Here is a 21,494-nt window from a genome sequence, read left to right as displayed (position 1 = left end):
AGGAGTTCAAACCCAGAACGTGTCGTGGCGGAAGTAGAACTCCGTCAGCTCCTCGTCGGTGGGCCGGCCCGACACGGCGAACTCCGCGAGCCCCTCGAAGTAGCCCTCCCTCGGCGCTCCGGGTGCGAAGTGCAGCAGCATCGACGCGGGCTCGCCCGACTCGTTGCGGAAGGCGTGGATCCCGCCCTCGGGCACGTGGACGAAGTCCCCGGGGGCCGTGTCGATCCAGCGGGTGCCGTCGTAGATCCGCACGCTCCCGGCGAGGATGAAGAACGATTCGGAGATCGACCGGTGGAAGTGCGCGCTCGGACCGCTCGGCTGCGGGCCCATCTCCCACCGGTAGAGGCCGAACCGGCCGTCGGTGGTCGCCCCGGTCGCGAGGTAGTGGACGGTGTTGCCGGAGTGGTAGGTCAGCTCGGGCTCGTGACCGGCCGGGCGGTAGGTGGCGCTGATCTCCCCGTCGGCACCCAGATAACGCGGTTCTGGATATGTCATGAAATTTCCTTGCCAGGTCCGTCGATCTCCGGCGGGCCGGATCCGGTCCGCCGGAAATCGACACTAGGGGTTTTCTCGGTTCTTTTCCCCTCCCGCCGGCATATGGGCGTTTCCTGGCCGGACCGGTTCGTCAGATCCCCGGCCGGAGCCGCAGCAGGCCGTCGGCGAACGCCTTCTGGCTGAGCGCGCCCAGCCGTACGACCGAGCTGGGGTAGGGGCCGTCGCAGCTCGTGTCCTGGGCGACGAGGTCGGGGCGGATCACGGCCGAGTCGATCACGCCCTGGCCGTACCCCATGAGGAAGGAGCGCAGCTCCACGGGGCCGGGGCGGGCGCCCTCCCGCCGCAGGGTCTCGTCGATGACGGCGACCTCGCGGGCGATCGCGTCGGACAGGGCCCGGTCCATGGCGGCCCGGGCCAGGATCTCGCGGCCGAAATGAACGTACAGATACTCCAGAGATGTGGCCGGGAGGTGGCTCGTCAGAGTCCGCGCCCGCATCATGCGCAGGGTGTGGGCCAGCCGAAGCATCAGCATCTTCATGCTTCTCTGAGACGGCCGCCGGCTCCGGTGGGATGGCGTTGCCAGCCAATCGTTATCCGGTGGATACCGCGCCTTCCTCACCCGGCCAGATATGGTAAAAAGCCGCGAAAAATGTGAACCCGCTGGTCAGTAGACCTGTGCTGGGGGTTGTGGCGTGGTCGGGACGCCTTTTCCGACATCGATTGCACTGTGCAATGATGGGTCGGCAAGCTGCTCGGGCCATGTGCCGACGGGCTTGGGCGAACCGGATGAAGGGCCGGCTCGCGAGGGCGACCACCGCCTCGGCGAGCGGGCGAAGAGGATGTCGTGCGGGAAAGAACGGGCCACGGTCGACCTGCCGCCTTCTCCGTGACCACCGGACTGCGCGGCGACGTCGTCGTCCTGCGGCTGGCCGGAGAGCTCGACCTCGCCGCGGCGCCCCTCCTGCGGGCCCGCCTCTCGGAGGCGATGGCGCTCATCACCCCGCCGCACATCGTCGTCGACACCGAGGACCTCCTCTTCTGCGACTCGTCGGGGCTGAGCGTCCTGGTGGGCGGGCTGCGCGGCGTGCGGGCGGCCGGCGGGCGGCTGGTGCTCAGCGGGGTCCGGCCGCGCTTCGCCCGCCTGCTCGCGCTCACCGGGCTGACGCGGGAGATCCGGGCGTACGCGACGGTCGACGAGGCCGCCGAGCACCTGGCGCCGTCCCGAGAGGACGGGTGACGGCGCTTCCGGGGATCCGGGCGGGCGCGACGGACCGGGCCCGCGGCGATGCGGGAGCCCGCGGTGCCGGCGGAGCCTACGGTGCCGCCGGAGCCCGCGGCGGTGCGGGAGTGGCGGGCGGCGGCATCGGGACGGTGGGCGGCGCCCGTGGCGGAACGGGCCAGGTGAGAGCGGAGCCGACGGAGGCTCCGTGTAGAACAGACCATATGTCGGAGCATCAGGCGAATCAGGCGGACACGGGCGGGGAGGACGACCCCTCCGCGGTCATCTCCGCGGTGCTCACCGGCTCACGCCTGCTCGTCGCCATCGCCGCCCGGTCCCTCGGCGCCGTCGAGGACCGGGTCACCCTGCCGCAGTTCCGCATGCTCGTCGTCCTGACGAGCCACGGGGACACCAAGCTCGTCACGATGGCCGAACGGCTCAACGTCAACCCCTCGACGGCGATGCGGATGGCCGACCGCCTCGCCGCATCCCGGCTGGTGGTCCGCGAGGTCAACCCGAAGAACCGGCGGGAGACCCTGATGCGCCTCACCCCGGAGGGGCGGCGCATCGTCGACGAGGTCACCGCCCGGCGCCGCGAGGAGATCGCCGGCATCGTCTCCCGGATGTCCGCCGAGCAGCGCCACGCCCTCATCTCGGCGATGACCGCCTTCAACGAGGCGGGCGGCGAGCCGCCGGTGGACGACGCCCATCCCCTCGGCTGGCCCGACGTCTAGGCGGCGCCCGTCCCCCGCGGGAGCCCTCTCCGTACGGTTCCCCCCTCACAGGCGGCCCGGCGCGTTCCGCCGGGCCGGGCCGAGATCGAGCCGGGGCCGGGTACGCGCCCGGGTGGGTCCTTCACGGCCGGACGCGGACATGTCTGGTATCACTGACTACTGAACGTAATCAGGGATCGGTGCGCCGTTCACCGCCGGGTCGCGGACGTCCGTACGTCCGTTCGCCGGTCCGGTGACCTCCTCCCGCCGGCGCCTCGGGCGGAAAGCCGCGGGCTCGGCTTCTCCGTCCGGACGCGGACGGACGCGAGCGGGGGGCGGGTGATGGCGAGACGGCGGCCGGCACGGTCACGGCCCCTCCCGGCGGAGTCACGGTCCCTCCTGCCGCGTTCGGCGAGGTGGCCGTGGATCGCGCTCGCGGTCCTCCCCCTCTCCGCCTGCTCGGGGTCCGGTCAGTCGACGCTGACGCCGTACGGCGACGGCGCCAGGCGGGTGGCGGGGCTGTGGTGGCTCATGTTCGGCATCTCGCTGTTCGTCATCGCGGTGATCGTGGTCCTCGTGCTGTGGGCGGCGACCCGCCGTCGCCGGCCGGGGGTGCGGGCCCGGATGGACACCGGGCAGCGGTACGTGACGATCACCGGCATCATCCTGCCCGCCATCGTCCTGGTCTTCGTCTACGTGGTCAGCCTGCCCACGCTGCGCGCCATCGGGGACCCCAAGGACCCCGGCCAGCTCACCATCGACGTCCTCGGCCACCAGTGGTGGTGGGAGGTGAGCTATCCCGGCTCCGGGGTCGTCACCGCCAACGAGATCCACATGCCGACCGGGCGGACCGTCCACCTGAGGCTGCGCACCGCCGACGTCAACCACAGCTTCTGGGCGCCGCAGCTCAACGTGAAGACCGACCTCGTCGCGGGCCGGACGAACCACCTGTGGCTGCGCACCGACCGTCCCGGCGTCTACCGGGGGCAGTGCGCGGAGTACTGCGGGCTCCAGCACGCCCGGATGGCCTTCCACGTCGTGGCCCAGCCGCCGGCCGAGTTCGCCGCCTGGCTCACCGGGCAGGCCCGGCCCGCGCCGGTCCCGTCCGGGGGCCTGGCCGCCCAGGGGCTGCGGGTGCTCGAATCGGGCTCCTGCGCCTCCTGCCACGCCGTACGCGGGACCACCGCGAACGGGCGGATCGGCCCCGACCTCACCCACCTGGCGAGCCGGAGCCACCTCGCGGCGGGCACCGTGCCCAACACCCGCGGCTACCTCGGCGGCTGGATCTCCAACTCCCAGACGATCAAGCCCGGCAACAGGATGCCGCCGCAGCCGCTGGGTTCGGAACAGCTGCAGGCGCTCATCGCCTACCTCGAGACGCTGCGTTAGGGGACCAGGATGAGCATCGACAACGCCACCCACGCGTACGGCGTCGCCGAGGAGACGGCCGGCGGGCGGGTCGGGCGGCACTGGCCGGAGGAGCACGGCCTGCGGGCCTGGGTCACCACCGTCGACCACAAGCGGATCGGCCGGCGCTACCTGGTCACCGCGGCGGTGTTCTTCGCGCTGGCCGGACTGGACGCCACCGCTCTGCGCACCCAGCTCATCACGCCGAACGGGGAACTGCTCACCCCCGAGGCGTACAACCAGCTGTTCACGCTGCACGGCACGGCGATGATCTTCCTGTTCGCGACGCCGATGTCGTTCGGGTTCGGCAACTTCCTGCTGCCGCTCATGCTCGGCACGCGCGACATGGCCTTCCCCCGGCTCAACGCCTTCACCTACTGGGTCTTCACGTTCGCGGGCGTGATCCTGTTCGCCAGCCTGCTCTTCGGCCGGGCGCCCAACGGCGGCTGGTTCGCCTACGTCCCGCTCACCGGGCCGAAGTACCAGCCCGGCATCAACATGGACGTGTACTCGCTGGGACTGCTCTTCCTCGGCGTCTCCACCACCTCCGGATCGATCAACTTCATCGCGACCGCCCTCAAGCTGCGGGCCCCGGGCATGACGCTCAACCGGGTACCGATCTTCGTCTGGGCGCTCGTGGTGACCGCGTTCCTGCTGATCTTCGCGTTGCCGCCGCTCAACACGGCGAACGCCATGCTGTTCCTGGACCGGAGGTTCGGCACCCGGTTCTTCCAGCCGGAAGCGGGCGGGGACGTGGTGCTGTGGCAGCACCTGTTCTGGCTGTTCGGCCACCCCGACGTGTACATCATCGTGCTGCCCGCGCTCGGCATCGTCTCGGCGATCATCCCGGTCTTCTCCCGGCGGCCGATCATGGCCTACCCGCTGCTCGTGCTGGCCATGGTCGCGGTGGGGATCATCAGCTTCGGCGTGTGGGTGCACCACATGTTCGCCGTGGGGCTGCCGCAGCTCTCGCTGACCTTCTTCTCCGCGGCCAGCATGATCGTCACGGTCCCCTCGGGCATCCAGATGTTCGCCTGGCTGGGCACCATGCTCACGGGCCGGGTCGTGCTCGGGGTGCCGATGCTGTGGGCGATGGGCTTCCTCGTCGTGTTCGTGACAGGCGGGGTCACCGGCGTCATGTTCGGCATCGTGCCGTTCGACCAGCAGGTCACCGACTCCTACTTCGTGGTGGCGCACTTCCACTACGTGCTGTTCGGCGGCGCCGTCTTCCCGCTGATCGGCGGTGTCTTCTACTGGTGGCCGAAGATGACCGGGAGGCTGACGGGCGTCCGGGGCGGGCGGTGGTCCTTCTGGCTGGTCTTCGCCGGATTCAACCTCACCTTCTTCCCCATGCACATCTCCGGGCTGCTCGGCATGCCGCGCCGGGTCTACACCTACCCCGGCGGCCTGGACTGGGACCTGTGGAACCTGCTCTCCAGCCTCGGCGCGTACCTGCTGCTCGCCGGGTTGCTCGTCACGCTGGGCACGTTCGCGCACAGCCTGTGGAAAGGGGGGCAGGCCCCGCCCGACCCGTGGGGCGGGGAGACCCTCGAATGGGCCACGGCCTCCCCGCCGCACCCGTACAACTTCCCGGTGATCCCGACCGTGCACAGCGTGCACCCGCTGTGGGACCAGGGGAGCCTGGACTCCTTCGCCGAGGGGGCGCGCTCCAGGGACCGGGTGCTGGCCGAGGGCCACGAGCTGCTGGTGACCAGCGAGCTCGACGCCGAGCCCGAGGTGGCCCTGGAGATGCCCGAGCACACGCCGGTCCCGTTCGTCACCGCGGTCAGCCTGTTCCTCGCGGTGCTGGGGCTGCTGCTCGGCGTGTACGTCCTGGCGGTGGCGGCCGGCGTGGTCGCCGTCCTCGTCATCGGCCGGTGGCTGTGGCCGCGGTGGAGCAGGCGCGAGGCCGGCCACGCCCCCGGGGAGAAGGCCCGGGAGACGGCCGAGCAGGACGCGGCGGCCGAGCGGGAGGCCGAGAAGAAGACGGAGAAGGCCGGGGAGAAGGGGGCAGGGGCATGACCGCCACGGGGGAGTGGGTTCCCATCCGGCCCGTCGGGCCGGCGCCGCCGCACGGCAAACCGCCCAGCGGGCGGACCCCCGCCTGGTGGGGCATGGTGCTGTTCATCACCACCGAGGCGACGATCTTCGCCTGCCTGCTGGGCTCCTACTTCTACATCCGGTTCTCCACGGCCGGCCCCTGGCCGCCCGGCGGGATCAAGGACCCCGAGCTGTCCAAACCGCTGATCATGACCGTGCTGCTGCTCTCCAGCAGCGGCCCGATGGTCTGGGCCGACCTGGCCGTGCGGCGCGGCCGTACCGCGCAGCTGCGGGCGGGGCTGGCGTCCACCCTCGCGCTCGGCGCGGCGTTCCTGGGCCTGCAGGCCACCGAGTACGCCACCAAGCTGGGCGAGTTCGTCTGGTCCACCAACGTCTACGGCTCGCTGTTCTACGTCATCACCGGCTTCCATGGCCTGCACGTGATCGTCGGCCTGGTGATGCTGGTCTTCGCCACGATCGCGGCGCTGGCCGGCAAGCTCGGCAGCCGGCACCACGAACGGGTCAGGCTCGTGGCGTTCTACTGGCACTTCGTCGACGCCGTCTGGATCACCATCCTCTTCACCATCTACCTCAGCCCGCACCTGTGAGAGCCATGTCCGAGCAGACCGAATCCGCCGCCCCGGGCTCCGGGGGACGCCCCGGGGAGGCCCCCGGAGCGGCCGGGGAGCCCGGGGAGTCCGGGGAGGCCGGAGGGCCCGGGGGGAGGGCCCGCCGTACCCGGCCGGGACCGCTGTGGTTCGCGGTGCTGGGCGGGGTGATCGCGTGGTCCCTCCACGTCGTCTTCGCGTGGAGCCTGGTCGAGCTGACCTGCGTCGAGGGCGGCGGTCTCATCGGCGGGACCCCGGTGGTCGTCTTCGTCGCCGTCGCCACCGGGCTGCCCGCCCTCGTCGCGGTGGCCGCGCTCGTCGCGGACCTGCTGCTGTGGCGGCGCGACCCGCCCGAACCCCCGGGGAGGAAGTCGGACCGGGTCCGTTTCATGCTCCAGATCGGGTTCTGGCTGGACGTGTTCTCCGTGCTCATGATCCTGATGGGGGGTCTCGCCGTGGTGATGCTGCCGTCATGCGTCCAGACATGACGCTCCTCGCCCACGGCGGCGGCGCCGGGCCGTGGAAGTGGGACGTGCTCGCGGTGGTCTGCTGGATCCTCCTGCTGGCCGCCGCCTACCTCGGGGGCCTGCGGGCGTTCTCCGGCCCGCGGCTCCGTTCGGCGCGGGCGGGCGCCCGGCGGCTCGGCACGGTCCGGGCCGCCTGCTTCGCCGGCGGGCTGCTCGCGGTGGCGGTCGCGCTCCTGCCGCCGCTGGACCACGCGGCCGACGAGCGGCTCTTCGCGCACATGGCGCAGCACATGGTCCTCGTCGTGGTGGCCGCGCCCCTCCTGGCGGCCGGGGCGCCCGGCCTGGTGGTCCCGCTGACGCTGCCGCCGCGGTGGCGTCACGGCCTCGCCTCCGTACGGCACGCCGCGCGGAACCTGCCGCTGCTGCGCCTGCTCTACCTGCCGGTCACCGCCTGGCTGCTGCACACCGTGGTGCTGTGGTTCTGGCACCTGCCGGTCCCCTACGACCTCGCCCTGGCCGTCGAGCCGGTGCACGTGATCGAACACCTGTGCTTCCTCGGCGCGGCCTGGCTGCTGTGGTGGCACCTGCTGACCCCGGGCAGGCACCGGATCGGCGGGCCGGTCGCGCTGCTCTACCTGTTCGTGACCATGCTGCCCGCGGCGGCGCTGGGCGCGGTCCTCACCCTGGCGCGAGCCCCGCTGTACCCGCTGCAGGCCGCCGAGGCGGCCGGGATCGGCGTGGACCCGCTCACCGACCAGCAGCTCGCCGGCCTGGTCATGTGGGTGCCGGCCGACCTGGTCTACTTCGCCGTGATGATCGCCCTGTTCCTGCGGTGGATGGGCGGACCCGCGGGGGAGGACGGTACGGCCGCGCCGCCGCGCGTGCCGGAGGTCCCCGAGCGGGTCCCCTCCGAGGAGGCGCGCCCATGAGACCGGCGGGGCCGGGGGTACGGCGGGTTGCGGCGCTGGTGGCGCTGGTGGCGCTGTGCGCGCTCGCCGCCGGTCCGCTCGCCGGGTGCGGCGCGGGCGGCGGCCGGTCCGCCTTCCCGCCGCCGGAGGTGCAGGGCGGCGACCCCGCGCGCGGGCAGCGGCTCATCAGCGTGTACGGCTGCTCCTCCTGCCACACCATCCCCGGCGTGCAGGGCGCGGAGGGGACGGTGGGACCGCCGCTCACCGCGTTCGGCCGGCGGAGCTACATCGCGGGGGTGCTGCAGAACAACGCGCCGAACCTGCGGCGCTGGCTCCGCGACCCGCAGGGCGTCGTGCCCGGCAACGCGATGCCGAACCTCGGGGTGACCGAGGAGGACGCGCGGGACATCGCCGCCTACCTGTTCACGCTGAGGTGACCGATGCGGTACCACGACCACCGGCCGGGACCCGCCCGGCACGTCACCCGGCGGACCGCTCGGGGCACCGATCGGGGCACGGCCCGGCACAACCTGGAGCAGGCCGTACGGCATGCCGTGAAGCACACCGTGAAGCACACCGTGAAGCACGCCGTGAAGCACGCCGCCCGGGGCGCGCTGCTCCTGGCGGCGGCGGCCGCCGCGGCCGCGGGCGCGCTGTCCGGCGGGACGGCGGACGCCGGAGCGCGGAGCGAGCCGTGGCGGCCGTCCCCGCCGTCCTCGGCGCCCGGGGCCCGGGGCGAGCCGTGGCCGCCGTCCCCGAGGCCGGTCCCGTCTCCCACCACGAGCGACCCGTTCGCCCGCGGGCGGCAGCTGTACCGGGCGACCTGCGCCGGCTGCCACGGCCAGGACGGCGGGGGCAGCCAGAACGGCCCGAGCCTGCGCGACGCCGGGCCGGCCGACGTGGACTACCAGGTCTCCAGCGGCCGGATGCCGCTGCCCGCGCCCGACGCCGTGCCGCGGCGCGGCAAGCCGGCCTTCGGCCGCCGCGACATCGACGCGCTGATCGCCTACGTGTCCACCCTCGGCCGGGGCGAGCCGATCCCGCGGGTCGCCCCGGGCGACGTGCGGCTGGGCGCCACCCTCTACCTGCAGAACTGCGCCTCCTGCCACTCCGCGAGCGCGGTGGGGGCGGCGCTGCCCGACGGGCGCTACGCGCCGTCGCTCATGTACCCCTCACCCACCCAGATCGCCGAGGCGATCCGGATCGGTCCCGGGACGATGCCCGAGTTCTCACAGGGAACGCTGAGCGACGCGGAGGTGAACTCGATCATCGGCTACATCCTCGCGCTGCGCCGTACGGACGACCGGGGCGGGGCGAAGCTGGGCGGGGTCGGGCCGGTGGCCGAGGGCCTCGTGGCGTGGGTCTTCGGCATCGGCCTGCTGCTGATCGTCATCCGCCTCCTCGGGAAGAGGGCGCGGTGACCGGGCCCCGGCGCCGGGCGGAGCGCCACGTCGCCGTCGCGTTCGGGGTGGCCGCCCTCGCCGCCGCCTTCTTCGCCGCGATGTACGTCCTCGGCGACGACACCCAGCTGCTCGGGCTCGGGCTCCTGGTGGCGTTCGCCGGACTCGCGGTGGGATTCGCCCTCTGGGCGCGCACGCTCCTGCCCCAGGGGCCGTTCGTGGAGGAGCGGGAGCCGATGATCTCGCCGCTGCCCGAACGCCGTGCCCTGGCCTCGGAGTTCGCCCGCGACGAGGCCCCCCTCACCCGGACTGCGCTGCCCCGCAGGATGCTGACCCTCGCGCTCGGCGTGCTGGGCCTGGCCGCGCTCTTCCCGGTCCGGTCGCTGCTGGCGCGCGGCCCGAACCCGTGGCGCGCCCTCGCCGCCACCCCCTGGCGGGCGGGCGTCCGCGTGGTGAACGACCGGGGCCGGCCGGTACGGCCCGGCGACGTCGCCGAGGGCGGCGTGGTCACGGTGTTCCCCGAGGGACGGGCCGGGATCGGCGACGCGGCGGTGCTGCTCATCCGGGTGGACCCGGCCGACCTGGAGCTGCCCCCCGGGCGGGGGAACTGGACCGTCGACGGCCTGGTGGCCTACTCCAAGCTCTGCACCCACGCCGGCTGCCCGGTCGGGTTGTACGTCAAGCAGACCCGGCAGCTCCTGTGCCCCTGCCACCAGTCGCTCTTCGACGTCCTCGGCGGGGCCAGGCCGGTCGCCGGACCGGCCGCCCGGCCGCTGCCGCAGCTGCCGCTCGGGGTGGGCGCCGACGGGACGCTCGTCGCCCGGGGCGGCCTCTCGGGTCCACCCGGTCCCGGCTACTGGAGGAAGACATGATCACGCGGTGGCTGGTGCGGCGGAGCATGGGCTGGCTGGACGCCCGGCTGCGGATCGCGCCGCAGCTCCGGCTGGCGCTGGCCAAGGTCTTCCCGGACCACTGGACGTTCATGCTGGGCGAGATCGCCCTCTACTCCTTCGTGGCGCTCGTCGCCACCGGTGTCTTCCTGACGTTCTTCTACGACGCGAGCATGGCCGACCGCGTCTACAGCGGCGGCTACGCGCCGCTGCGCGGGACCACCGTGTCGGCCGCCTACGCCTCGACCGTCGAGCTGAGCTGGGACGTGCGGGCCGGCCTGCTGATGCGGCAGGCCCACCACTGGTCGGCGCTGTTCTTCATCGGAGCGATCATCGTCCACATGTGCCGGATCTTCTTCACCGGCGCGTTCCGCAAGCCCCGGGAGATCAACTGGCTGACCGGGCTGACGATGTTCGTCCTCGGGATGGCCACGTCCTTCGCCGGGTACTCGCTCCCCGACGACCTGCTGTCCGGCAGCGGCCTGCGGGTCGCGTCGGCGATCGCGCTGTCGATACCGGTGGTGGGGCCGTGGGTCCAGTTCCTGTTCTTCGGCGGCGAGTTCCCGGCCGACCTGACCATCCCCCGGCTCTACATCCTGCACGTTCTCATCATCCCGGTGCTCATCGCGGCCCTGCTCGGCGTCCACCTGGCGGTGATCATCAGGCAGAAGCACGCACAGTTCCCCGCTCCCGGGCGCAACGACCACAACGTGGTCGGGTCGAAGCTCTGGCCGACCTACGGCATCCGGTCCCTGGCCCTGCTGTGCGCGGTGCTCGCGGTGATCTTCGGCTTCGGGGGCTTCGTCCAGATCAACCCGGTCTGGGTGTGGGGGCCGTACGAGCCGGCGGCGGTGACCGCGCCCGCCCAGCCGGACTGGTACCTCGGCTGGGTGGACGGGATGCTCCGCATCTTCCCCGCCGTGGAGTTCCGGGTCTTCGGCTATCTCGTCCCGTCGCCGTTCCTGCCCGGTGTGCTCTTCCCCGCGATCTTCATCCTCCTCATGTACGTCTGGCCCTGGGTGGACCGGCGCCTGACCGGCGACCGGGACCGGCACCAGGTGCTCGACCGGCCCCGGAACCGGCCGGCGCGGGTCGCGGCCGGGGCCTGGGCGGTGTCCTTCCTCGCGCTGCTCCTCGGCGCGTCCTCCAACGACGTGGTGGCCCGGTTCACGCAGATCCCGGTCCTGGGCATCATGCGGGCGATGCGCGCCGTGGTGATCGTCGTGCCGCTGGTCGTCGCGGCCGTGGCGTACACGCTGGCCCGGGCGCTGCGTGACAACCCCGACCGGACCCTGCTCACGCTGCGTCCGCGGCACCTGGTGAGGGCACGCCGCGCGATCGTCCCGCCGCGCGGCGACGAGGGCGGCCGGCCGCCGGAGCCGCCGCACGACAGGTCGGGCCGGCTGGTGGTCCCGGTCGGCGACGCCCCGAAGCCGGTCGCTTCGGGCGACGCCCCGGATGAGGGAGGCCGGTCATGACGGGCGGGGAGCGGATCGAGACGTGGCGGCAGCCGGACGGCTACTGGGGGTGGCGGTACGTCCACCCCGGGGAAGAGGGCGGCGAGGGCGGCGAGATCCGGCTGCGGAGCAATCTGGAGTACCAGAGCGAGGAGGAGGCCCGCGGGAGCGCGGAGGCGGCCTACCCCGGGGTCCCGGTCCACGGGCCGCCCGAGGAGGAGGGCGAACGGCCGTGGGAGAGGAAGGGCGGGCCTCGCCGTCGCCCGCGTCGGCTGCGGCGGGCGCTGGCCCTGGTCGCGGTGGCCGCGCTGCTGAGATGGGCCGTCCGCGGACGGCGGCGGACCCGTCCGCCGCGGGCCCCGACCGGAATCGAGATCAGGGCCGGGAACCGGGTCTGGACCTGGGAGGGAACCCGGATTCGGGACGGGCTCCGGGCCGTGGCCGAGACGACCCGCGTCACGGCCGGGACGTTCACGCGCCGATGGCCCCGGCGAGCACGCCGGCGACCCTGGCGTGGGTGCGCATGCCCATCCCGTCGTGGCCGGCGACGGAGCAGAAGAGCTCCAGGCGGGTTCCGGGCCGGGCGGTGAAGCGCAGCACGAAGGTGCCCCCCGGAGGGAGCACGGGCGTCCTGGCGGACACGCCGGGTCCGGTGACGACGAGGTCGTGGGCGGTGGTCCCGGCGTTGGTGACGTCGAGCGCGACCCTGCCGGGGGCGAGCACGGGGTCCCGCACGCCCACACGCCACTCGGTGAGCCCGACGTTCGTCCGGGACACCGGCTCCCCCGCCGGAACCGTCGTCGCCTGACCGCCGCAGGCGGCGGCCGGGAGGGGCAGGAGGCCCAGGACGGCCGAGACGACCAGGGAACGCCGCATCACGCGGTCTCCTCTCTCAGGACGCGGCGGACCGCGGCGATCGCGGGATGCCCGGGGCGGGCGAACCGCAGGAACCGCCGCAGCGTCCGCCGCCCGGCCGGCGGGTCGGCGGTGATCTCCGCCGCTCCGAGCGCCAGCAGGACATCGGGGTCGCGGGGGGAACGCCTGGCCGCCGGGCGGAGCACCGGTACGGCCTCGGCGGGCCGCCCGGCCCTGATCAGGGCGAGGCCGAGGAGGCGGCGGGCCGTGCGGTCGCGTGGGCTGAGCCGTACGGCCTCGCGGTAGACCTGTACGGCCTGTCCGGTCTCACCGCGGGCGTCCAGGCGGCGGCCGAGGGCGAGCAGGGAGTCCGGGCTCTCCGGTGGTTCCCCGGCCCTCGGAGCGGCGGCGGAGACGACGGGGGCGGGGGCCGGAACGCCGTCGGGCCGGGCGAGCGTCGCGGCGGCGACGCCTCCGGCGCAGGCCGCCGTCAGCAGGACCGCCCCGGCGAGCCCGGCACGGGACCTCGGCGAGGGAACACCTGCTCCGGAGGAGCGTCCTGCGGCAGGCGTCACGGGACGCTCCCGGCGGGCGGTGCGGACGACGGCGGCGCAGCCCGCGGCCAGCACGACGACGGGGAGCGCCCACAGGGCCGCCGAGGCTCCGGACATCGGCGGCGACAGCAGGATCCGCTCGCCGTAGCGCCGCACGAAGTACTCCCGGATCGACTCGGGATCCCGGCCCCGGGCGAGCCGGCGGCCGATCTCCGCGCGCATGGCCCCGGCCAGCTTCGACGGCGACTCGGCGGCGGACAGCCCCTGGCAGTCGGGGCAGCGCAGCGTCGCGGCCACCTCCATGACACGCTCGCCGAGGGCCGGTTCGCTTCGGCCCGCGCGCCACACCGCCGCGCAGGCGAGCGCCACGAGAACGATCAGCCCCGCGACCGCGAGCCGGCGTCTCATGGCGTGAGCCGGGGCAGTACGGCGCGGTCGATCCACCGCTGTGTCACCGGGCCGAGCACGCGGTCGGCGATCCGGCCGTCCCGGCCGACCAGGAAGGTCTCCGGCACGCCGAGCACGCCGAGTTCGAGGGCCAGCCGGCCGTCCGGGTCGAAGAGCTGGACGGGGACGTTCACGCCGGTCACGCCGGTCACGCCGGACTCGCGCAGGAACAGCCGGGCGGCCTCCCGGGTGTCGCGGGTGTCCACCCCCACGATCCGCAGTCCTCGCGGGCCGAGCCGCCGCGCGGTCTCCACGACGAGTGGGAACTCCTCACGGCACGACTCGCACCAGGACGCCCAGACGTTCACGAGCACGACGTGTCCCCGCAGCTCGCCGAGCGTGAACCGCGCGCCGTCCAGGGTGGTGCCGGACAGCTTCGGGGCCGGCCGGTCGGCGGGCACCGCCGGTTCCACCGGTCCGCGCGCGAGACCGCGGGCGAGGATCGCCGACAGGGCCATCACCGCCGCGGCGACCAGGAGCAGCGCGGGATAACGCCACCTCCGTGAGGGACCGGCCGGGGCCGGCGGATCCACCGTGTCCACCGGACCGGCCGGGTCCATGAGACTCCCCGGACCTGCCGGATCAGCCGGGTTCGCCGGACCCATCGGGTCTGCCGGGTCCACCGGCCCTGTCGGGTTCGTCGGGTTCACCGGACCTGCCCTGTCGGGTTCGTCGGGTTCACCGGACCTGCCCTCCCACGGTCTCGCGGCCGTCCACGCCGGATCCGCCCGGGTCCTCCCGTACAGTCACGGCGGGTGTCCCGGTCCCACCGGTCCGCACGGACGGCGCCTGCCGTGCCCACCGCGTTCGCCGCGTTCGCCGCGTCCGCTGTGCCCACCGCGTCCACCGCGAGCGCCGCGCCGCAGGGCGGGGCAGGGCCGCCAGGGCGCCGAGCACCATCACGGCTCCGGATGCCCACAGCAGGGCCATCAGCGGGTTGACGGCCGCGCGCAGCACCGCCGTACCGTCCGCCGGATCCACCTCCGAGACGGTGACGTAGAGGTCGGCCAGCGGCCCGGTGCGCACGGCGGGGGCGCCGACCGGGGGCGCGCCGCTCGCCGGGTAGAAGGTGATCGACGGGCGCAGGGTCCCGGCCGGGCGGCCGTCCTCGAAGACGCTCACCCGCGCGGCGACGGACATGGCGTCGGCGTCGCGCCGCCGTTCCACGCCGTCGAGTCGCAGGACGTACCCGCCGGTCCGCAGGACGTCCCCCGGTTCCAGGCGTCCCCGTGTGTCATGGGTGTACGCCGAGGAGCCGGCGACCGCCACGGCGGCCAGCGCGACCCCCGCGTGGACGGCGGAGCCGCCCAGCCGCCGCCGGACGGACGCGCGGACCGGCGCGGCAGGGCCGTGCCGCCCGGCGACCTCGCGGACGCGGAGCGCGGTGGCCGCGAGGACGAACGCCCCGAGCCCGAAGGCCACCAGTGGCAGGGGCCCGTGACCGCCGCCGGAACCGCCGAGTCCGCCGAGTCCGCCGAAGCCGAGGGCCGCGACGGTCGCCGCGCCCGCCGCGACCGGCCAGGCCAGCCGCCGCAGCGGCGGTCGCGCCCGGTTCGGGGGGATGAGCGGGGCCACCGCCATGAGCACGAGCAGCGCCAAGGCGAGCGGGACGGTCACCCGGTTGAAGTACGGCGGGCCGACGGAGACGTCCGCCCCGTCGAGAACCTTCACGACCAGCGGGTACAGGGTGCCGAGGAGCACGGTGAACGCCAGGGTGACCAGCAGCGCGACACCGGCCCCGACCAACGTCCCGCGGCCGTCACCGCGTGCATCCCCGACCAACGTCCCGCGGCCGTCACCGCGTGCATCCCCGACCAACGTCCCGCGGCCGTCACCGCGTGCATCCCCGACCAACGTCCCGCGGCCGTTTCCGCCGGGGGTATTCCCGACCGGTGTCCCGTGGCCGTCGCCGGAGGCGTTCCCGACCGGCGTCCCGCGGCCGTTTCCGCCGGGGACCTCCCCGGCCCGGCGGAGCCGCCCGGCCCGCCACACCAGCAGGCCGCAGGTCGCGATGAGGGTCGCGGTGAGGATGCCCAGCAGCGGCGGGCCCACGGCTGACCGGGTGAAGGAGTGGACGCTGGCGACCGCCCCGCCGCGGGTGAGGAACGTCCCCAGCAGCGCCAGCGGGAACCCCGCCGTCGCGAGCGCCGCGGCCCACGGCCCCAGCGAGCCGTGGCGATCCCGTACGGCCAGCGAGTGCAGGGACGCCGTCGCGGTGAACCACGGGACGATCGAGGCGTTCTCCACCGGGTCCCACTCCCAGTAGCCGCCCCAGCCGAGCACGCCGTAGGACCACCAGGCGCCCAGCACGATGCCGGCGGTCAGCGCGGCCCAGGCGGCGAGCGTCCACCGCCGCATCGCCCGCACCACCGGACGTCCGGCGTGCCCCGCGACCAGGCTCGCGACCCCGAGGGCGAACGGCACGGCCAGGGCGAGGTAGCCGAGGTACAGCAGCGGCGGGTGGATCCCCATGAGGGGGTGGCCGCGCAGCAGGGGATTGGGCCCGGGGCCGTCCGCAGGGGGAACGGCGACCTCCCGGAAGGGGTTCGCGGCCAGCGGGACGAGGGCGAGGAAGCACGCGCACAGCGTCATGAGCACGGCCATCGCGATCCGCCGGTGCGGTCCCTCGTCCCGGCCGAGCCCGGTGACGAGGGCGCACCCGGTGAGCACGAGCGCCCACAGCACCAGCGAGCCCTCGACGGCCGACCACAGGCTGGTGAAGGTGTAGTAGGGCGGGACGCCCCGCCCGCCGTTGCGGGCCACGAATCCGACCTGGAAGTCGCGGGTGAGCAGGGCCCACTCCAGGACGGCGAACGCCGCCGCCGCGCCGCCGGCCGCCGCCGCCGTGGCGGCCACCGCCGTACGGCGTCCGGCGAGGCCGGCCCAGGCGAGGGCGGCGACCGCCGAACCCGCCGCGCCGGCCCAGAGCGCGAGCGTTCCCAGCAGGCACTTCACCGGGCCGGCTCCGCGGCGCGGTACTCGTCGGAGTGCTTGACCATCAGGCGGTCCGAGCGGAACACCCCGCCGGGACCGAGCACGCCCTCGGCCACGGCCCCCTGCCCCTCGCGGAACACCGGCGGGACCTCGCCCCGGTGGAGCACCTCCACGGTGCCGACGCCGTCGCTCAGCCGGAAGCGGAGGGCGTCCCCCTCGGCCCGCACCGAGTGCGGCAGCACCAGCCCGCCGACCCGCAGCCGGCCGGCCGGCCCGGCGTCGTGCCCGGCGAGTTCGGTGGGCGTGCGGTAGTACACCATCCCGTCCCCGATCCCGGAGAACGCCAGGGCGCCGAGGGCGAGCGCGGCGACGCCGACGAGCAGCAGCGGCAGGCGGCGCCGTACCCGGTCCGGGAGCGGGCGGCGCCGCGTCCACGGAGCGGACGGCGGGCGCCGGAGCCGTCGGCGGGGCGGGATCACGACGGCCGCCGGCCCGATCGGAGCAGGTACGCCGTCCAGGTGGCGGCGGTGAGCAGGTAACCGGCCCACACCCATCCCCAGCCGGTCACGCGGCCCTCCCCAGCGCGGCGCGGCTGACGTGTTCCGCCGGGGCCGCCGCGGCGGCGTCCAGCGCGCGGACCCGCCGGGCGACCACCAGGCATCCGAGCAGGGTGAACGCCAGGACCCCGGCGGCCAGGGCGGCCAGCATCGGCGGGTCCACCGGCACGTCCCCGGGCGGGCGCAGCACCGAGGGAGGCTGGTGCAGCGTCCGCCACCACAGGACGGAGAAGTGCGTGACGGGCACCATCGCGAAGCCGGCCACCCCCGCGACGGCCGCGCCCCGGGCCCCGCGCGCGGCGTCGCCGTGCCACCGCCGCACCGCCAGGCAGGTGAGGAAGGCCAGCAGCATGGCGAGCGTGGCGACCAGGCGCGGGTCCCACGTCCACCAGACGCCCCACACCGGCCGCCCCCAGATCATGCCCAGCGCCACGGCGAGGGCCGTCATCCCCGCGCCGAGCTCCGCGGCGGCCCGGCCCACCCGGTCCCACACCGTGCCGCGGCGGGCCAGGACGGCCAGGCCGGAGACCGCCGTGACGGTGAACGCGGTGTAGGCGGTCCAGGCCGCCGGGACGTGCACGTACATGAGACGCTGCGCCTCGCCCTGCACCGCGTCGGCGGGCGCGAGGACGAGACCGGTCACCAGGGCGGCGGAGGCCGCCAGGGCGGCGACCGCGGAGTGGGGGCACGTGTCGCGGTGAGGCAATGTTCCGCTCCAGCCGGGTGCGCTCGGTGAGGCCGCGAAGACGGCCTTCGTCTGCCGCCCCCACTCCAGTCCGGCGGCTCCGGCGTCACAATCCGCCACACCCCGGGGCGGGAGACCTTTGTCAGTTGTTTTCCGTGCCCAGAGACCGTGCGGTCCGTCCCCGTAGGGCCCCCGGTCCGCGCGATCGCCCGGATTTTGCCTGATCAACGCGTACGCGGGGGATTCCACGGCGTGAGGGGGTGGGAGGGAGCAGGGTAGGCCGGGCGAGGCGGCGGGAGGGATGATGCCGAGCAAGGAACAGGTGCTGCGGCTGCTGTCACAGGGACGCGACTACGAGGAGATCGCCGGGATCCTCGGCGTCCCGGCGGGCCAGGCGTACCTGATCGCGACGGGCATCCCGGCCGACGGCGGCGACACCGTCACCCGCGGGCGGCCCGGCGTGCTGCCCTCCCGCTCCCAGCGCCTGGTGAACCCGCGTGAGATCAACCCGACCGGCCGCGGCGACGTGCACCGGTGGGTCCGCCGCCGGGCCTGGGGCGACCCGCAGATGCAGGCCGCGGCGGACGCGGGGGAGAAGCGGTGAACCCACCGGCCGGGATCGGCTCGTGGCCGGTCCTGCGGCAGCTCACCGGCCCGGACAGGCTGGGCAGGGCGGCGGCGGTGAAGTCACGGGGCAGCGCCTCGCTGGAGGCCCGCACGGCGACCGCCGACCGGGTGGTCAAGTCGATCTGCCCGTACTGCGCGGTCGGCTGCGCCCAGAACGTCTACGTGCGCGACGAGAAGGTCGTGCACGTCGAGGGCGACCCCGACTCCCCGGTCAGCAGGGGCCGGCTCTGCCCGAAGGGCGCGGCCACCCTCCAGTTCACCACCGGCTCCGGGCGCATGCACAAGGTCCTCTACCGGGCGCCGTACGCCGCGGACTGGCAGGAGCTCGACCTCGGCACCGCGATGGACATGGTGGCCGACCGGATCATCGCCACCCGCCGGGAGACCTGGGAGTGGGAGGTCGACGGCAAGCGGACCGCGCGGACCATGGGCATCGCCAGCCTCGGCGGCGCCACCCTCGACAACGAGGAGAACTACCTCATCAAGAAGCTGCTGACCGGGCTGGGCGTGGTGCAGATCGAGAACCAGGCCCGGGTGTGCCACAGCTCCACGGTCGTCGGGCTCGGCACGTCGTTCGGCCGGGGAGGCGCCACCACCTTCATGCAGGACCTCCAGCACTCCGACTGCATCATCATCGAGGGCTCCAACTTCGCCGAGGCGCACCCGGTGGGCTTCCAGTGGGTGATGGAGGCCAAGGCCCGCGGCGCGACCGTCATCCACGTCGACCCGCGCTTCACCCGCACCAGCGCCCTGGCCGACCTGCACGTGCCGATCCGGGCCGGCACGGACGTCGCGTTCCTCGGCGGCATCATCAACCACGTCCTGGCGAACGACCTCTACTTCCGGGAGTTCGTGGTCAACTACACCAACGCCGCGACCATCGTCGGCGAGGACTTCCGCGACACCGAGGACCTCGACGGGCTCTTCTCCGGCTTCGACCCGGACAACCGCGGCTACGACACCGACACCTGGCAGTACGAGGGGATGACGGTGGTCGCGGCCTCCGGCAAGCGCGACGAGGAGTACGACAGGCGCACCCGTCACGGCTCGTCGATCAGCTCGGCCGGGCGCGGCGAGATGCACGGAAGCGGCGGCGCGGCCCTGGAGGGCACCCCGCGGCGCGACGAGACCATGGAGGACCCGCGCTGCGTCCTGCAGATCCTCAAGCGCCACTACGCCCGCTACACCCCGGAGATGGTCGAGCGGATCTGCGGCATTCCGCGGGAGCTGTTCGCCGAGGTCTGCCGGCACCTGGTGGAGAACTCCGGCCCGGAGCGGACCGCCGAGTTCGTCTACGCGGTGGGCTGGACCCAGCACAGCGACGGCTCGCAGTTCATCCGCGCCGCCTGCGTCCTGCAACTGCTGCTGGGCAACATGGGCCGTCCCGGCGGCGGCATCCAGGCACTGCGCGGGCACGCCAGCATCCAGGGCTCCAGCGACATCCCCACGCTGTTCAACCTGCTGCCCGGCTACATCCCCATGCCGCACGCCCACGCGCACGAGACCCTCGGCGACTTCCTGCGGGCCGACGCCACCCACAAGGGGTTCTGGGCGGAGATGAACAGCTACATGGTGAGCCTGCTCAAGGCGTGGTGGGGGCCGGCGGCCAGGCCCGACAACGACTTCTGCTTCGACCACCTGCCCCGGCTGACCGGCAGCCACAGCACCTACGACACGGTCATGGCCCAGCTGGAGGGCACCTGCAAGGGCTACCTGCTGCTGGGTGAGAACCCCGCGGTCGGCTCGGCCAACGCCAGGATGCAGCGGTTCGGCATGGCCAACCTCGACTGGCTGGTGGTGCGCGACTTCAGCCTCATCGAGAGCGCCACCTGGTGGAAGGACGGCCCGGAGATCCGCACCGGGGAGTTGCGCACCGCCGACATCGCCACCGAGGTGTTCTTCCTCCCCGCCGCCGCGCACACCGAGAAGAGCGGCAGCTTCACCAACACCAACCGGATGCTGCAGTGGCACCACGCGGCCGTCGAACCGGACGGCGACGCCCGCAGCGACCTGTGGTTCATGTACCACCTCGGGCGGATCATCAGGGAGAGGCTGGCCGGCTCCACCGACCCGATGGACGCCGCCGTCCTCGACCTGACCTGGGACTACCCCGTCGAGGGGAGCGTCGCCGAACCGGTCGCCGAGGCCGTGCTCGCCGAGATCAACGGCTGGGACGCCGACGGGACGCCGCTTTCGAAGTACACCCAGCTCAAGGGCGACGGCTCGACCGCCTGCGGATGCTGGATCTACTGCGGGGTGTACGCCGACGGGGTCAACCAGGCCGCCCGCCGCAAACCCGCCGGGGAGCAGAACTGGATCGCCGCGGAGTGGGCGTGGGCCTGGCCCGACAACCGGCGGCTGCTGTACAACCGTGCCTCCGCCCGGCCGGACGGCCGCCCGTGGAGCGAGCGCAAGAAGCTCGTCTGGTGGGACGAGGAGAAGGGCGAGTGGACCGGCTACGACGTCCCCGACTTCGAGAGGACGAAGCGGCCCGACTACCGGCCGCCCGAGGACGCGACCGGCGTCGAGGCGCTGTCCGGCATCGACCCGTTCATCATGCAGGCCGACGGCAAGGGCTGGCTGTACGCGCCGGCCGGCGTGATCGACGGCCCGATGCCCACGCACTACGAGCCGCAGGACTCGCCGGTGCCCAACCCGCTGTACGGGCGGCAGCGCAACCCGGCCCGCATGGTCTACCCGCACGAGCACAACCGCTACAACCCCAGCGGGGACGAGCCCGGCGCGTCGGTCTACCCGTACGTGATCACCACCTACCGGCTCACCGAGCACTTCACCGCGGGCGGGATGAGCCGCAACACCCCCTACTTGGCCGAGCTGCAGCCGGAGCCGTTCTGCGAGGTGTCACCGGAGCTGGCCGCCGAGCGCGGGCTGGAGCACGGCGGCTGGGCGACCATCGTCACCGCCCGCAACGCCGTCGAGGCGCGGGTCCTGGTCACCCAGCGCATGGCGCCGCTGCGGGCCGACGGCCAGGTGGTGCACCAGATCGGCCTGCCGTTCCACTGGGGGCCCAACGGGCTCAGCGCGGGCGACGCGGCCAACGAGCTGTCGTCGATCGCCCTGGACCCGAACTCCCACATCCAGGAGGTCAAGGCGTTCTCGGCGGACATCAGGCCGGGCCGCCGCCCGCGCGGACCGGCCCTGCCCGCGCTGGTCGCCGAGTACCGGCGCCGGGCGGGCGTCACCGAGCGCACCGGCACGGAGGTATGAGGC

The 21,494-nt window shown here is 73.9% G+C and carries 21 protein-coding genes; 13 read left to right on the top strand and 8 right to left on the bottom strand.

All coding sequences use genetic code 11. The features are described from left to right. Positions 1 to 6 precede the first annotated feature (6 nt). Together IEZ10_RS23520 and IEZ10_RS23515 are read right to left on the bottom strand one after the other, a co-directional pair. Positions 7 to 495 carry a cupin domain-containing protein gene (locus IEZ10_RS23520; protein WP_189248671.1) on the bottom strand — a complete coding sequence of 163 codons (489 nt, stop codon included), beginning with the start codon at positions 493 to 495 and terminating at the stop codon, positions 7 to 9. Positions 496 to 625: 130 nt separating this feature from the next. Continuing rightward, complete coding sequence (locus IEZ10_RS23515; RefSeq protein WP_189248670.1) at positions 626 to 1,027, bottom strand: hypothetical protein; 402 nt, start codon at positions 1,025 to 1,027, stop codon at positions 626 to 628. Between the two features lie 354 nt (positions 1,028 to 1,381). Here IEZ10_RS23515 and IEZ10_RS23510 point away from each other — a divergent pair, with 354 nt between their 5' ends. The 11 genes from IEZ10_RS23510 (at position 1,382) to qcrB (ending at position 11,625) form a co-directional block, all read left to right on the top strand. Further along, entirely contained in the window at positions 1,382 to 1,732 is a 351-nt protein-coding gene (locus IEZ10_RS23510) for an anti-sigma factor antagonist (RefSeq protein WP_189248669.1), read from the top strand. A gap of 206 nt (positions 1,733 to 1,938) precedes the next feature. Continuing rightward, on the top strand, positions 1,939 to 2,448 hold the full coding sequence (locus IEZ10_RS23505; RefSeq protein ID WP_189248668.1) for a MarR family winged helix-turn-helix transcriptional regulator: 510 nt from the start codon (positions 1,939 to 1,941) through the stop codon (positions 2,446 to 2,448). Positions 2,449 to 2,769: 321 nt separating this feature from the next. Next, positions 2,770 to 3,816: a cytochrome c oxidase subunit II gene (coxB, locus tag IEZ10_RS23500; RefSeq protein WP_189248667.1), complete on the top strand. Its 1,047-nt coding sequence runs from the start codon at positions 2,770 to 2,772 to the stop codon at positions 3,814 to 3,816. Positions 3,817 to 3,825: 9 nt separating this feature from the next. Further along, positions 3,826 to 5,856 (top strand): cytochrome c oxidase subunit I, encoded by a 2,031-nt coding sequence (gene ctaD / locus IEZ10_RS23495; protein ID WP_229811557.1) that lies wholly within the window; start codon positions 3,826 to 3,828, stop codon positions 5,854 to 5,856. Further along, positions 5,853 to 6,482, top strand: a complete 630-nt coding sequence (locus IEZ10_RS23490) for a cytochrome c oxidase subunit 3 (RefSeq protein WP_189248666.1) — start codon at positions 5,853 to 5,855, stop codon at positions 6,480 to 6,482. Before ctaD ends, IEZ10_RS23490 begins: the two co-directional genes overlap by 4 nt. A gap of 5 nt (positions 6,483 to 6,487) precedes the next feature. Next, positions 6,488 to 6,970 carry a hypothetical protein gene (locus IEZ10_RS23485; protein ID WP_189248665.1) on the top strand — a complete coding sequence of 161 codons (483 nt, stop codon included), beginning with the start codon at positions 6,488 to 6,490 and terminating at the stop codon, positions 6,968 to 6,970. Further along, positions 6,955 to 7,878, top strand: a complete 924-nt coding sequence (locus tag IEZ10_RS23480; protein ID WP_189248664.1) for a cytochrome c oxidase assembly protein — start codon at positions 6,955 to 6,957, stop codon at positions 7,876 to 7,878. Before IEZ10_RS23485 ends, IEZ10_RS23480 begins: the two co-directional genes overlap by 16 nt. Further along, complete coding sequence (locus IEZ10_RS23475; protein WP_189248663.1) at positions 7,875 to 8,294, top strand: c-type cytochrome; 420 nt, start codon at positions 7,875 to 7,877, stop codon at positions 8,292 to 8,294. Before IEZ10_RS23480 ends, IEZ10_RS23475 begins: the two co-directional genes overlap by 4 nt. 3 nt (positions 8,295 to 8,297) lie before the next feature. Further along, positions 8,298 to 9,278 (top strand): cytochrome bc1 complex diheme cytochrome c subunit, encoded by a 981-nt coding sequence (gene qcrC / locus IEZ10_RS23470; protein ID WP_189248662.1) that lies wholly within the window; start codon positions 8,298 to 8,300, stop codon positions 9,276 to 9,278. Continuing rightward, the gene (locus tag IEZ10_RS23465) at positions 9,275 to 10,129 is read left to right on the top strand and encodes a ubiquinol-cytochrome c reductase iron-sulfur subunit (protein WP_189248661.1); all 855 of its coding nucleotides are present in this window, start codon (positions 9,275 to 9,277) and stop codon (positions 10,127 to 10,129) included. The genes qcrC and IEZ10_RS23465 overlap by 4 nt, the downstream gene beginning before the upstream one ends. Further along, positions 10,126 to 11,625 (top strand): cytochrome bc1 complex cytochrome b subunit, encoded by a 1,500-nt coding sequence (qcrB, locus tag IEZ10_RS23460; protein ID WP_189248660.1) that lies wholly within the window; start codon positions 10,126 to 10,128, stop codon positions 11,623 to 11,625. The genes IEZ10_RS23465 and qcrB overlap by 4 nt, the downstream gene beginning before the upstream one ends. Before the next feature lie 450 nt (positions 11,626 to 12,075). On the opposite strand, the gene IEZ10_RS23455 is transcribed toward qcrB, so the two are convergent. The 6 genes from IEZ10_RS23455 to ccsA (IEZ10_RS23430) all read right to left on the bottom strand — a co-directional run bounded on the left by IEZ10_RS23455 (position 12,076) and on the right by ccsA (IEZ10_RS23430) (position 17,657). Then, positions 12,076 to 12,483 (bottom strand): cupredoxin domain-containing protein, encoded by a 408-nt coding sequence (locus tag IEZ10_RS23455; RefSeq protein WP_189248659.1) that lies wholly within the window; start codon positions 12,481 to 12,483, stop codon positions 12,076 to 12,078. After that, positions 12,480 to 13,421, bottom strand: a complete 942-nt coding sequence (locus tag IEZ10_RS23450) for a cytochrome c-type biogenesis protein (protein WP_189248658.1) — start codon at positions 13,419 to 13,421, stop codon at positions 12,480 to 12,482. The genes IEZ10_RS23455 and IEZ10_RS23450 overlap by 4 nt, the downstream gene beginning before the upstream one ends. Continuing rightward, a complete protein-coding gene (locus IEZ10_RS23445; protein WP_189248657.1) occupies positions 13,418 to 14,020 on the bottom strand; it encodes a TlpA family protein disulfide reductase in 603 nt (200 codons plus the stop codon). Before IEZ10_RS23445 ends, IEZ10_RS23450 begins: the two co-directional genes overlap by 4 nt. A 118-nt stretch (positions 14,021 to 14,138) precedes the next feature. Further along, on the bottom strand, positions 14,139 to 16,415 hold the full coding sequence (gene ccsA / locus IEZ10_RS23440; RefSeq protein ID WP_189248656.1) for a cytochrome c biogenesis protein CcsA: 2,277 nt from the start codon (positions 16,413 to 16,415) through the stop codon (positions 14,139 to 14,141). After that, the gene (locus IEZ10_RS23435) at positions 16,412 to 16,873 is read right to left on the bottom strand and encodes a cytochrome c maturation protein CcmE (protein WP_189248655.1); all 462 of its coding nucleotides are present in this window, start codon (positions 16,871 to 16,873) and stop codon (positions 16,412 to 16,414) included. Before IEZ10_RS23435 ends, ccsA (IEZ10_RS23440) begins: the two co-directional genes overlap by 4 nt. A gap of 85 nt (positions 16,874 to 16,958) precedes the next feature. After that, on the bottom strand, positions 16,959 to 17,657 hold the full coding sequence (gene ccsA, locus IEZ10_RS23430; RefSeq protein WP_189248654.1) for a cytochrome c biogenesis protein CcsA: 699 nt from the start codon (positions 17,655 to 17,657) through the stop codon (positions 16,959 to 16,961). A gap of 283 nt (positions 17,658 to 17,940) precedes the next feature. Here ccsA (IEZ10_RS23430) and IEZ10_RS23425 point away from each other — a divergent pair, with 283 nt between their 5' ends. Both IEZ10_RS23425 and fdh read left to right on the top strand, forming a co-directional pair. Further along, complete coding sequence (locus IEZ10_RS23425; protein WP_189248653.1) at positions 17,941 to 18,240, top strand: helix-turn-helix domain-containing protein; 300 nt, start codon at positions 17,941 to 17,943, stop codon at positions 18,238 to 18,240. Then, a complete protein-coding gene (fdh, locus tag IEZ10_RS23420; RefSeq protein WP_189248652.1) occupies positions 18,237 to 21,491 on the top strand; it encodes a formate dehydrogenase in 3,255 nt (1,084 codons plus the stop codon). Before IEZ10_RS23425 ends, fdh begins: the two co-directional genes overlap by 4 nt. Positions 21,492 to 21,494 lie beyond the last annotated feature (3 nt).

This window comes from Streptosporangium pseudovulgare (genome assembly GCF_014648055.1).
Lineage (GTDB): Bacteria > Actinomycetota > Actinomycetes > Streptosporangiales > Streptosporangiaceae > Streptosporangium > Streptosporangium pseudovulgare.
This window is presented reverse-complemented; position numbering and strand designations above follow the sequence as displayed.